Origin of the sequence: Micromonospora sp. DT201, from assembly GCF_049841575.1 — a bacterium.
Lineage (GTDB): Bacteria > Actinomycetota > Actinomycetes > Mycobacteriales > Micromonosporaceae > Micromonospora.
Genome location: NZ_JBNCKP010000004.1, coordinates 470091 through 482055, shown reverse-complemented (window position 1 = coordinate 482055; position 11965 = coordinate 470091). Strand labels below are relative to the sequence as shown.

At 70.5% G+C, this 11965-nt stretch carries 12 protein-coding genes; 2 read left to right on the top strand and 10 right to left on the bottom strand.

The window, feature by feature from the left end:
- Positions 1–763: 763 nt before the first annotated feature.
- The 3 genes from ACLQ28_RS11710 to ACLQ28_RS11700 all read right to left on the bottom strand — a co-directional run bounded on the left by ACLQ28_RS11710 (position 764) and on the right by ACLQ28_RS11700 (position 4536).
- On the bottom strand, positions 764–1393 hold the full coding sequence (locus ACLQ28_RS11710) for a hypothetical protein (protein WP_425686247.1): 630 nt from the start codon (positions 1391–1393) through the stop codon (positions 764–766).
- 13 nt (positions 1394–1406) lie between these two features.
- The gene (locus ACLQ28_RS11705; protein ID WP_425686246.1) at positions 1407–3128 is read right to left on the bottom strand and encodes a DUF4012 domain-containing protein; all 1722 of its coding nucleotides are present in this window, start codon (positions 3126–3128) and stop codon (positions 1407–1409) included.
- A gap of 160 nt (positions 3129–3288) precedes the next feature.
- Positions 3289–4536: a glycosyltransferase family 4 protein gene (locus ACLQ28_RS11700; protein WP_425686245.1), complete on the bottom strand. Its 1248-nt coding sequence runs from the start codon at positions 4534–4536 to the stop codon at positions 3289–3291.
- A gap of 171 nt (positions 4537–4707) precedes the next feature.
- Between ACLQ28_RS11700 and ACLQ28_RS11695 the strand changes: the two genes are divergently transcribed.
- Positions 4708–5262 (top strand): low molecular weight phosphatase family protein, encoded by a 555-nt coding sequence (locus tag ACLQ28_RS11695; RefSeq protein WP_425686244.1) that lies wholly within the window; start codon positions 4708–4710, stop codon positions 5260–5262.
- Here ACLQ28_RS11695 and ACLQ28_RS11690 read toward each other — a convergent pair.
- The gene (locus ACLQ28_RS11690) at positions 5243–6706 is read right to left on the bottom strand and encodes a polysaccharide biosynthesis tyrosine autokinase (protein WP_425686243.1); all 1464 of its coding nucleotides are present in this window, start codon (positions 6704–6706) and stop codon (positions 5243–5245) included. The genes ACLQ28_RS11695 and ACLQ28_RS11690 overlap by 20 nt on opposite strands.
- Before the next feature lie 322 nt (positions 6707–7028).
- Between ACLQ28_RS11690 and nhaA the strand changes: the two genes are divergently transcribed.
- Complete coding sequence (nhaA, locus tag ACLQ28_RS11685) at positions 7029–8384, top strand: Na+/H+ antiporter NhaA (RefSeq protein ID WP_425686242.1); 1356 nt, start codon at positions 7029–7031, stop codon at positions 8382–8384.
- Positions 8385–8454: 70 nt separating this feature from the next.
- Here the strand turns inward: nhaA and ACLQ28_RS11680 are convergent, their stop codons facing one another.
- The 6 genes from ACLQ28_RS11680 to egtC form a co-directional block, all read right to left on the bottom strand.
- Entirely contained in the window at positions 8455–8652 is a 198-nt protein-coding gene (locus tag ACLQ28_RS11680) for a hypothetical protein (protein ID WP_425686241.1), read from the bottom strand.
- The gene (locus ACLQ28_RS11675; RefSeq protein ID WP_425686240.1) at positions 8649–8978 is read right to left on the bottom strand and encodes a hypothetical protein; all 330 of its coding nucleotides are present in this window, start codon (positions 8976–8978) and stop codon (positions 8649–8651) included. The genes ACLQ28_RS11680 and ACLQ28_RS11675 overlap by 4 nt, the downstream gene beginning before the upstream one ends.
- Positions 8978–9340, bottom strand: a complete 363-nt coding sequence (locus tag ACLQ28_RS11670; RefSeq protein WP_425686239.1) for a DUF1622 domain-containing protein — start codon at positions 9338–9340, stop codon at positions 8978–8980. The genes ACLQ28_RS11675 and ACLQ28_RS11670 overlap by 1 nt, the downstream gene beginning before the upstream one ends.
- A gap of 39 nt (positions 9341–9379) precedes the next feature.
- On the bottom strand, positions 9380–9967 hold the full coding sequence (locus ACLQ28_RS11665; RefSeq protein ID WP_425686238.1) for a TMEM165/GDT1 family protein: 588 nt from the start codon (positions 9965–9967) through the stop codon (positions 9380–9382).
- Between the two features lie 216 nt (positions 9968–10183).
- Complete coding sequence (egtD, locus tag ACLQ28_RS11660; protein ID WP_425686237.1) at positions 10184–11155, bottom strand: L-histidine N(alpha)-methyltransferase; 972 nt, start codon at positions 11153–11155, stop codon at positions 10184–10186.
- Positions 11156–11204: 49 nt separating this feature from the next.
- Positions 11205–11951 (bottom strand): ergothioneine biosynthesis protein EgtC, encoded by a 747-nt coding sequence (gene egtC / locus ACLQ28_RS11655; RefSeq protein ID WP_425686236.1) that lies wholly within the window; start codon positions 11949–11951, stop codon positions 11205–11207.
- Between the last annotated feature and the right edge of the window lie 14 nt (positions 11952–11965).

The window sequence follows — 11965 nt, the reverse complement described above, 5'->3', positions numbered from 1 at the left end:
GACCCGGGGACCGGGGTCATTCCGGGCTGGCCCATCCGCTGGCACCCTCGTGGAGGCGGTAGCCGGGTGGTCGTTCGTGGGGACTGCAACGACCGGGCGGGGGCCGGCATTCCAACCCCGGGTCGCGGGGTGGCCGCGCCGTGGTCCTGCGATCGTCAGGGTATGTAACGACCCCGACCCGGCCTTGATTCCGGGCGACGGATGCCGCCGCTCACAGGTCAGAGCACCCCAGACCGGAGAAGTCACCCACGGATGCGGCAGGGCCAGGCCCGACTACCCCAGTCCGGACAAATCACTCATGCATGGCCAGATTAGACCTCACCTCGGCCGCCCCGGGCGGTGATCCACTCCATATCGCCGATGTTGGGGCATCCGGGGTGCGGGTTACCCCCATGTCGGCGATGTCGTGTCGATCATGATTCTGACGACCGTGTCGGGACTCCACATATTTGGGCAAATGCGACTTGGCTCCGTACCGGACGCTTTCACGGCCCGGGCCCCCAGCCCACGGTGCACCCACGCTGGTCGGCGCGGCACTGACACGGCCGGCGCCCTTGCACTCGGCGGGCGCCCGTGTCCGGGCTCGACTACGACATCCCCCCTTGAAGGGTGACCTGTCGCAGCTGAGACTTTGTGAGCGGCTACGGGAGGTCCCGGAGGGACATGGGTGCGGAGAGCCGCCAGCACGCGCTGGCGCCCGTCGGAGTGTTCCGACGGGCGCCAGCTTCAGGTGCGATCCGGGCACTGCCCAGTGGTGTGCGGGTTAGTGCGCAGCCCCGCCGAGGCGCTGGCGGCGACGCCAGGCCAGGGTCAGCAGCAGCATCACCGCTCCGGCACCGACCAGGCCACCGCCGAGCTTCATGGGTGTGCCGAGGCTGTCACCGGTGACGGGCAGCGGCTGCTTCTTGTGCAGCACCCGCAGCTCCGTGGAGGCCGTACGGTCGGACTCCCGGCCCGTGGCGGTGAAGGTCAGCTGACCCGTCACCGACGGCTTGTAGCTCTTGGTGAAGCGACCCTGGCCGTCGGTGTACGCCGTGAAGTTCAGCGGCGCGCTCGCCTGGTAGGCCACCGGGGCCATGGCCACGGTGCTGCCATCGCTGCGGCGAGCCGGAGCCTGACCGCCGGCCGGAGCAGCGAACGGGGCCACCGTCACCGCGATGTCGACAGTCTCGTTCGGGCCGAAACCGACACCGGTCAGGATGACGGTCTCACCGATGTAGATCGTCGGCCGGTTGACGGTGAGCGACGGGCCGACCGGCGTGTACGGCGGCGGCTGAGGCGGGTCGGTGGTCGCGCTGGGCGCCGGCTGCGGCTGTGCCGCCCCCGCTGCCGTCGGCACGGCCACCACGGCCAGGCCGACCGTGAGCGCCATGATGATGCGGGAAAGCCGCATGATTGGTTCCCTCCTACTGGTCACAGCTTGGTGCGGAATGAACTTGGGTGGTCCAGGGGTTGGCGGTGGGGGTCAGCCACAGCTCGGCCTGCCCGACGCCGGTCTTGGCCGTCAACACGGTTGCCTCCAGCACCTTCTCGGCGCCGGGGCCGACGTCGACGCTGGTGGTCGCCACCTGACGGCGACGTTCGGTGCCGCTGCCAAGCGCCGTCTCGACCCCGTCGATCCGGGCCTCGACCACCGCGCCACCAGCCGGGCTGAAGATCGACACCAAGGTGCGAGCGGTGTACGGGTCGCCAGCCAGACCGAGGCCGAGAACGGATTCGCTAAGTCCGGACTTCGGCGCCATCGAGCGCAGAGTCACCCGCAGCCGGAGCTCGCGGCGGCCGTCAGGCCGGCATTCGCCGACTGTCAGGTTCGCCGTCGGCCGCAGGTAGTAGCCGAGCTTCGCGCCGCTGCCGTCGTTGAAGAACACGCCGACCGTTGGCACGGTGTCCTGTTCCGGAAGTGACCCGGCCATCCGACTTTCGCCGAATGTCCGCTGTTCCTCAGGTCGGGCACTCCAGAACAATATCCGGCGTTCAGTGATAGCACGGTCAAATGCGGACAACAACACACGCGGGTTGACATTCTTCTTGAAGAAGGCGTCGAACACCGAAGCGGCCGACGACGCGAAGAACTCGTCCTGCTGCTTGACGTTCAGCCGCTGGTAGCTGTCGTTGAGCAGGGTCTGCACGACCTTTTCGCTGGCAAGCGGGACACCGCCGGGCACCAGCACCGGGCCCGTCGCCTTGAGCAGGTAGGACAGCACCACCGGGTCGACGGCAAGCACTCCGTCGACAGTGGTGCCCGTTGAGCGGCGGAACATCTCGCGGTAGAGCGCTGCGGCGGACGGGAAGTGCGGCGACAGATTGACGTCGGCGGGATAGATGCCGGGCAGGTCGGTCCAGAGCGCCCGGATCTCGTTGGGCACCTTCAGCGCCGGGGTGAACCGGCCGAGCGAGGCACTGCTGCCCTGCTTGCCCATCTTCACCGCGCCGTTCTCAGCCTCCAACATGGCGTACGCACCGAACATGCCTCCGGTGGCGCGCAGCTCGGCGAGGTTCTGTGAGACCAGCAGGTACCTTCGCGGTCCGTTCACGCCGAGCAGTGGCGGCAGCAGGCGAGCTCCCTGGTCGGCGGCCGCAGTCAGGCTGGCCAATCGGTCGATCTCGGCGCGCAGGTCGGTCAACGCCTGCCGGATCTGGCTGACCAGGCTGTCGGCCGGCACCGCTGCCAGGTCTCGGCGCGTACGCTGCACCGACTCGTCCACCCGGGTCAGCTCGGCGGAGACAGCGGTGAGCCGAGCGAGATCCACCCGGCCGCCGGCCGGCACCAGGCTGGTCAGATCCGTCCGAAGCAGAGTCGGGAACGCCTGCCGGGCCAGCTCGTCGATGGCGACAGAGATCCGCCGGACTGCGTCGAGATCGTCGCCGGCGAGCGGCGTACGCCGACCGAGCCCCCAGGTTGGATCGGCGGTTGCCGCCCGGGCCGCCCCGGACTGCTCCTGTAGTGCGGCGAGCGTCCGCAGGGCACGGTCGGTGTCCCCACCGACCACCTGGGCGCTCAACTCCCGGGCCAGGCCGGCGGCGTTGAGCAGGTGAGCACGGGCCTGCCAGCCGCGGAAGCCGATCCACCCGCCGGTCGCCAGCAGCAGCGAGCCGACCACCAGGGCGCCGAGGAGTGCCCGTCGCAATCGGGCACGCCGTCTGCGCCGGGACCGGCTCCGTCGCCGGGTCGGCCGTTCGCTCTCCGTCACACCACACTCCCGTTCGCGGAGCCAGACAGAAGGTCGATTCCCTGACGTTCTTAGCACGTCTCGGGGAACTTCATACCGTTATTGCGCTTGTCGTCCTTTAAGCGAGTTTCCTTCGCGGCTCGGCGGTGGGTTCTTCGACACGCCCCGCCGCCTCATGCAGCAGCCGCTCGATCCGGTCCACCCCGGCGGGGAGCGACATCTCCCGCAGGTACGCCGCCCGCCCTCGGCGGCCCATTTCGGTGCGTGCCGGCGGAGGAATGGTGGCGGCCAACCAGAACCGATCGGCCAGCGCCGCCCAGTCCTCAGGTGGACAGGACAGCCCCGCCCTGGCCCGTTCGACCAGCTCAGCCGTGTCCCCGCCGGCCGACGCGACCACCGGTGCGGCACAGGAGAGAGCGGCCTGGAGTTTGCCGGGCACCATGCCGCGCAGCTCCGGAAGATCGCGCAACATGATCAGCTGATAGTCGGCGGCGGCGTACAACTCGGGCATGTCGACCGGCGACCGTCGCTCCACGAAGCGAACGTTGTCCGCACCCAACTCGGCGGCAAGCCCTCGGACCCGCCGCTCGGCCGCGCCCGAACCGACCAGGACCAGATCCATCGTCCGATCCAGCGCCGCCGCCGCACGGACCGCGGTTTCCAACCCTTGCCGTGAGCCGATGGTGCCGGCGTGCATCACCACGCACCGACCATCGCGGCGGACCAACTGGCGGGCGGCCGCACCGGGCGTCGCCGGGTAGAAGATCCGCTCGTCGGTCCAGTTCAGCACCAGCCGAACCCGGGCCGGTTCGGCGCCGGCGGCGACAACCAGATCCCGCATCGACGGCGCGGCGACGGCGATCCGCGCGGCAGCCCGGTAGATCCGGGTCATCGCGCTGCCCATCCGCGCCACCCAGCGGCCCTCGGCCGCCTCGTCGGTGCCGTCGCGGGTCCAGACGTCCTGGACGTGCAGCACCGCCGGCACCTGCCCGAGCAGCCGGAGCACCCCGGCGGCGGCGAACGTCGTGGCTGGGAGTTGAAAGACGTACAGCGCGTCCACGCCGCTGAAAAACCGGCGCGCGGTGAGCGTCGCGCTGCCGGCGAACGAGAGGTAGCTGGCCATCCGGGCTCCGGTGGACGTGGCACCCGCGGGATAGCGCGGCACCCGTCGGACGGTCAGCCGTTCGCTGTGCGTCTCGTGGTGCCAACGCTGCCGCCAGCCGGGATAGACGTGCCCGCCGGGGTAGTCCGGAAAACCGGTGAGCACCCGAACCTCGTGCCCCCGCGCGGCCAACTCCTCGGCGAGGCTGCCGGGGATGAACGCAGGCTCGGGCGGAAAGTGGTAGGACAGGATGCCGATCTTCACTGGTACGCCCCCATCCACTGCGGATCGGCGTCGGCCGGCGCGGCACCCTGACCGACGGGTGGACGGCCCGCGTACGATGCCGACAACCCCTCCCTGCGCGGCCGCTGGCGCCGACGCACCGTCCTCGCGGTGCTGCGGTCACCCGCGTCCGCACCGATGAGAGGGGCACCGATGGCTGATCGCGTGTTGTTCGTCTGCCACGCCAACCTGTGCCGGTCAGCGATGGCCGAGCATCTGGCCCGGCGGCTGCTGGCCGACCGGCCCGTCACCGTGGCCAGCGCCGGCACCGACGCGATCGACGGGCTGGCCATGCATCCGTACGCGATGGAGGTCGTGGCCGAGAGCGGCGCGGACGCGGCGGCGTTCCGGACGCGAGGGTTGCGGCCGGAGTACCTGGTGGATGCGACGCTGGTGCTGACCGCGACAAGGCGCCAGCGCTCGATCTGCACCGCGCTGGCCCCGAGTGCCCTGCACCGGACGTTCACCCTGCACCAGTTCGGCCGGCTGGCCGCGGCGGCCGAGGTGCCCGCCGAGTCGGCCGACGACCCGTTGCGGGCGGCGATCGCCGCCGCCGCCCAGGCCCGGGGACGGCTGCAACCCGCCGCCCCGGACGAGGACGACCTTCGGGACCCGATCGGCGGCACGGCCGCCGACTTCCGACGCTGCGCCGAGGAGATCGAACGGTCGCTGCGACCCCTCGCCGCACTCATCGGGGCAGCCGGGTGAGTTCCTGGGTGTGGTCGGCGACGCCGTTGACCCCGGTGGTGGTCCCGCTGTGCCGGCCGGCCGTCGCCCGTTCGGTCGGCGCCGACCCCTTGGAAATCGAGGTGACCACCCGGTAGGCCTCGTACTGATACGCCTCGGCCTTGGCCACCTTGGCCATGTTGAGCACGCAGCCGAGGAGCCGAACGGACACCGAGTGCAGCGAGCGGGCCGCCGCGGCCACCTGACTCCGCGAGGTACGGCCCTGCTGGGTCACCAGCAACGCACCGTCGGCCTGCACGGCCACGACCACGCCGTCGGTCACCGCGAGCAGCGGTGCGGTGTCGATGATCACGATGTCCGCCGACTCCCGCAGCGCCAGCAGCAGGTCCGACATCGCCTTGGAACCGAGCAGCTCGCTCGGGTTCGGCGGGGCGGAACCGCTCGGTAGCACCAGCATCGACTTGTCGCCCCAGCGCTGCACGACGTCGCCGACCTTCACGTCGCCGACGAGCACGTCGGTGAGGCCGACTCCGGCGTCCAGGCCCAGGTACTCGTCGACCTTCGGGCGGCGCAGGTCCGCATCGACGAGCAGCACACGCCAACCCGCCTCGGCCAGCGCGATGGCCAGGTTGCAGGAGAGCGTGGTCTTGCCCTCGCCCTGCAGGGCGCTGGTCACGGCGATGACCCGGGCCGGCTCGTGGACATCCACGAAACGCAGGTTGGTACGCAGTTTGCGGACCGCCTCGGCGCGCGCCGAGGTCGCGGCGTCGCCGATGATGAGCGGCTTGGCGCGGGCGCTGCTCTCGAACGGGATCTCGCCGAGGAGCGGGCTGCCGGTGGCTCGTTGCAGGCCGGCGGCATCACGCAGCCGGACGTCGGCGACGCCGCGCAGGATCGCCAGCCCGACGCCGAGCACCAGGCCGATCATGCCGCCGAGGGTGAGGTTGCGCGCCGGCTGCGGCGAGACCGGGTTGGCGCTGACCCGTGGACCGCTGACGATCTCGATCTTGAGTGGGGCCTTGCCCTCCGGTGTCGTCTCGACCTTCTCTACCAGTTCGACGAACTTCGTGGCGAGACTTTCCGTCACCCGCAACGCCCGGGTCTGGTCAGTGTCGTTGATCGACGCGCGCAGCAGGACGGTGCCGGTCTCGGTGGAGGTGCTGACCCGGCTTCGCACCTCGTCCGCGGTGAGGCCGACCGGCGTGTCGGCCACCACGCTCTGCGCCAGCCGGTCGCTGGTGAGCAGGTCGGCGTACGACTTGACGCGCTGTTGGAGGAAGAGCCCGCCCTGGTAGGCGTCGCTGACGCCCGAGTTGGGGGTGGTGACGAAGAAGGTCACCGAGGCGACGTACCGGGGTTTGGCCCTTACGGTCAGGAACGCCGAGACGCCCAGGAGCACCATGACCGTGACCAGCACGACCCACCAGTGCCGACGCACATGGCGCAGATGGCGGAGCAGTTCCATCAGGAGCGCCTCCGCGTCGGTCCGGTTACGCCAAAAAACTTCACGAAAACCCCCAAGGTCGTCTGTCAACTCGTGAAACCATTAAAGCGGTTCATACGGCTTATGTCCGGAGTTAGGTACTTTCTGCCTCCGACACATGCGCCCGCATAACCAACCGGACAAACGGGCATTCGGCAGCGGCGACGCCCGGGAAAAGTCGGCGGCCGACCAACTCCGCGGTCGCGGCCGCACACGAACCCGGATAGGGTCGGCAACGGTGTGCCGGGAAGTCTGGTCGGCGAGTCGATTCCTGCCGTCCTGATTCCCGAGGTGAACCCCGCAAATGACCTCCCCCCCATCCGAGCGGCGACCGACGGCTCGGCTGTTCTCGCGATCGACCTGGCCCGAGGCCCGGCACCTGGCCGATGTGCTGCGAACCGAGACGGTCGGGGGCGCATTGCTGCTGTTCGGTGCCGTGCTGGCGCTGATCTGGGCCAATTCGCCCTGGTCCGACTCGTACACCCGGCTTGGCACCTGGGTGCCCTGGCCCGGTGGCGCGCCCTGGCACCTCGACCTGGACGTGGCCACCTGGGCGGCGGACGGCCTCCTGGCCATCTTCTTCTTCGTGGTGGGCCTGGAGCTCAAGCGGGAGTTCGTCGCCGGTGAGCTACGCGACCCGCGCAGGGCGGTGCTGCCCGTGGTGGCCGCCCTCGGCGGCATGCTGCTGCCGGCGCTGATCTACGCGGCGGTCGTCCTGAGCGCCGGCGGGGCGGGTCTGCGCGGCTGGGCCATTCCGACCGCCACCGACATCGCCTTCGCGCTCGCCGTGCTCGCCCTGGTCAGCTCACACCTACCCCAGGGCCTACGCGCGTTCCTGCTCACCCTCGCCGTGGTCGACGACCTGTTCGCCATCACCATCATCGCGGTCTTCTACACCGCCGACTTCCAACCCGTTGCGCTGATCGCGGCGCTGGCGCCGATCGGGCTCTTCGCGTTGCTCGTGCAGCGCGGCCGTACCTGGTGGTGGGCACTGATCCCACTCGCGATCGCCGCCTGGGCACTCGTGCACGCCTCGGGTGTGCACGCCACCGTCGCCGGTGTCCTGCTCGGCTTCACGGTCCCGGTGCTGGCCCGCCGACGGGCGGTGGGTGGCGGCCAAGCGGCCACCAGCGGTACGGGAGCGGACGAGGGCGGGCTCGCCGCGCGCCTGGAGCACCGTTGGCGGCCGGTGTCGGCAGGTATCGCGGTGCCGATCTTCGCTCTGTTCGCCGCCGGGGTCACCCTGCGCGGCACCGACCTGGGTGGCCTGCTGACCGACCCGGTGGTGATCGCCATCGTCGCCGGACTGGTGCTCGGCAAGAGCCTCGGTATCTTCGGCTCGACGTACCTGCTGGCCCGCTTCACCCGCGCCGAGTTGGACGACGACATCACCTGGTCGGACCTGCGGGGGATCGCCCTGCTGGCCGGCGTCGGATTCACCGTGTCGCTGCTCATCGGCGACCTGGCCTTCGGCACCGGCAGCACGGCCGACGATCGGGTCAAGGTTGCTGTGCTGCTCGGGTCGCTGATCTCCGCCGGGCTGGCCGCCACGGTGCTCGTCCGCCGCAACGCCGCGTACCGCCAGGTGGCGGAGCGGGAGCGGCTGGACGTCGACGGCGACGGCGTACCCGACGTCTACCAGCGGCCAGCCGACCGCTGAACACACGGGCCGGCGCACGGCTGGGCCGCGCGGCCCAGGTGGCGGTCCCCGTCGTGGCGCCCGGCTCCGCTCAGTGGCGGCGCTCGGCGGGCGGCAGGTCCTCGGTCTCCTCCACCAACGCCTCGGACGCCGGTGCGGTGAGGTCGTCGCCCGGCACCGCCACCGCCTCGGCACGATCCTGCTCGTCGGGTTTTCCACGGGGCGGCGGTTCGGGGGCGGTGGGGTCGCCGGCAAAGCCGTACTCGTTCGGTTCGTCGTGCCGGCTCATGTGGTTATCCTCCCGCTTTCCCCGGTTTCGCCTCTTACCGCCAACGGTAGGGGGTGATCCTCTGCGGCGCAGGGCGCTGGGGATTGTCGCCGCGACCACGACGGCGGGACGCTCAGTGCCGCTCCGAGCAGTTGCCGCAGGGCGATGATCGCCACCGCGCCGGCCAGGCCGTTCCAGCCCGGATCGCCGGCGAGCCGGAGCAGGCCGGCCGCGGTCAACAGGTCCAGCAGCAGCCGGATGGCCGTCCGGAGCGCCGCGGTGGTGAGCGCGGTGACCACACCGGTGACCAGGGCCAGGGCGGTGACCGCCGTGACCAGGGCGGCCATCACGTCCCACGCCTCCCCTCGGCCACCTGCCGCTGCTCCTGACGAATCTCCCGGCCCAGGAAGTAGTTCAACGCCGTCCGGATCGTGGCGATCGCGGCCAGTTGGCCGATCTGGTTGAACGACGGGGACACCGCGGTTCGCAACACGTCGGCCGCCAACTGGAATTCGAGACCGAGAGTCAGGAATCGGCCCAGCGAGAGCCGGATCGGGGTGAAAACTGCGGCGGTGCGGTGTCGTAGCCCTTCGACCACGAACCGCACCGCCGCCCAGACCGCGCCAACGAAGATCACCAGAGCGCCGGCCACCTCCACCACGGCAACCAGCACCTGGTCGCCGTGGCGCAACAGCTCGGCCGGCTCCACTCCGGGCCGTTACCCGCCCTCGGAGCAGCTAGTCGGCACTCAGGTCAGCTCGTTCACCGCCTCCAGGATCAGCCAGAGACCGGAGATGGCGAACAGGATCGCGGCCCCGTACTTGATGGCCTTCTCCGGCAGCCGGCGCCCCAGCATCCGGCCGACCAGGATGGCCAACGCGTCGGCGGCCACCATGCCGATGGTGGAGCCGAGCCAGGTGCCGAACCAGCCGTACTTGGTGGCGAGCGTGATCGTGGCGAGCATCGTCTTGTCGCCCAACTCGGCCAGGAAGAACGCCACCGACACCGCCACGATCGCGGTCTTGCTGGTCCTCTCCGCCTTGCGCTTCTCCTCCTCGGTGAGCTTGTCCCCGCGCAGGGTCCACGCACCGAAACCGAGGAACGCCACGCCGGCGACCAGGGAGATCCATTCGGTGGGCAGCACCGCACCGAGACCCACGCCGATGGCGACCGACGCCAGGTGCACCACCGCCGTGGCGACGGTGATGCCGATCAGCACCGGGATCGGCTTGAACCGCGTGGCGAAGGTCAACGCCATCAACTGGGACTTGTCCCCCAGCTCGGCGACGAAGATGACGCCGAAGCTGACGACCAGCGCGGCGAAAAATCCCTCCATGACATCCTTCCCGTTCAACGCCGGGAGGAGGAACAGGGGCGCCCTCGACCCGGCTGCAACAGCCTGAGTCGAAGGTCTCGCCCGCCCCGGAAACCGGGGCCGCGTGGCCGGGTGCAGAACGCACCAGTATGTCGACCACGACATTGGGGGCTACTCCCCTTCGCGCGACCAGCCTAACCGATCACCGCCGGCCCGGTCGGGGGTGGGTGGAAAGGCTCACCGTGCCCGGGCCAGAGTGACCCCGAAAAGCCCGTCCACGTCGGTCCAGAACTCCGTCGTGCCGAAGCCGGCCGTGGTCAGCTCCGCGGCGATCCGATCCGGGTGGAACTTCGCCGAGACCTCGGTACGAAGCTCCTCCCCCTCGGCGAAGTCGACGGTCACGCCCAGCACCCGCACCCGCACGCGCATCTGCCGGGTCGCCCGTAACCGCATCTCGATCCACTCCTGGGCCGGGTCCCAGACAGCGACGTGCTCGAACGCCCCCGCGTCGAAGTCGGCGCCCAACTCCCGATTGACCACGTGCAACACATTGCGGTTGAACTCGGCGGTGACCCCGGCCGCATCGTCGTACGCCGGCACGATCACCGACGGGTCCTTTACCAGGTCGGTGCCGAGCAGCAGCCAGTCGCCAACCTCCAGCGCACCGCGCATCGCCGTCAGGAACTCGGCCCGCTCGGCGGGCAGCAGGTTGCCGATGGTGCCACCGAGGAACACCACGAGCCGGCGGCCCCCGGTGGGCAGCCGGTCCAGTTGCCGGGTGAAGTCACCCACGATGCCCCGGACCCGCAGGCTCGGATAATCGGCGGCGATCTGGGCGGTGGACCCCAGCAGCGCGCTGACCGACACGTCGAGCGGGACGAACGTGCCCAGACCGCCCCGCCGGGCGAAGGCGTCCAATAGCAGCCGAGTCTTGTCCGACGAGCCGGAGCCCAACTCGATCACGGTCTTGGCCTCGGTCAGCGCCGCGATGTCCCGAGCGTGCTCGGCCAACACAGCCCGCTCGGCCCGGGTCGGGTAGTACTCCGGAAGTCGGGTGATCTCCTCGAACAGCTCGCTACCCCGGGCGTCGTAGAACCACTTCGGCGGCAGCCACTTCTGCCCGGCGCTCAGCCCAGCCCGGACGTCGTCGCGCAGGCCGCGCTCCAGGTCGCTCTCGTCGAGGTAGATCTCCAGCGGTTCCGCCGTCATCGGTTCGCCTCTCTACTCGATCAACCGTTGCGTACCCGACCGGTGCGGCTCACCGGATCGGCAGTGGACGTACCCGAACCTCACCCGCGGCGGCGACGACGAGGTGCCCCTCCGGCACCGACCGCCACCCGGGATCGTCGTCGTGTGGCTCCGAGGCGATCAGCACCGCACCCGGTGTCTCGCGTACCGCCAATGCGTGCCCGGCCACGCTGGCCACCGCCCGGCGCCCGTCGGTGATCAGCAGGTTGAGCCGAGACCCAGGGGCGGCCGCGGCGACGTCGACCACCGTCCGCCCGACCGCCTCGGCCGGGTCCTCGCCAGCGCGCAGCCGATGCCGAACCAGTGCCCAGAGCAACGCCGAGTCAGTGGCGGCGTCCAAGGTCAGCAGATCCCGCACCGGCAGGCCGGCGGCGAGTGGCACCACCGCGTCCGGCCAGCCACGGACCACACCGTTGTGGCTGAACAGCCACCGCCCCTCGGCGAACGGCGCGGCGGCGCCGTCGAGCACCGCCATCCCGACGGTGGCCGAGCGCACCGCCGCGAGCAGCGCGCCGGTGCGGGTCACCGCCGCGAGCTCAGCGATGGTCGGATCGCTCCAGATCGGCTGCGCCCGCCGGTAGCGCACCGGCTCACCCTCGCCCGGATACCAACCAACCCCGAACCCGTCGGCGTTGATCGTGCCGCCGCCGCGCATGTCGCGGGGAGCCCAGGACTGCCGCACCAGCGAGTGCGCAGGGTCGAACAGAACCTCGGCCAGGGTGACCGGCGGGCCCAGGTAGGCCAGGTGGCGACACATCAGCGCACCTCGCC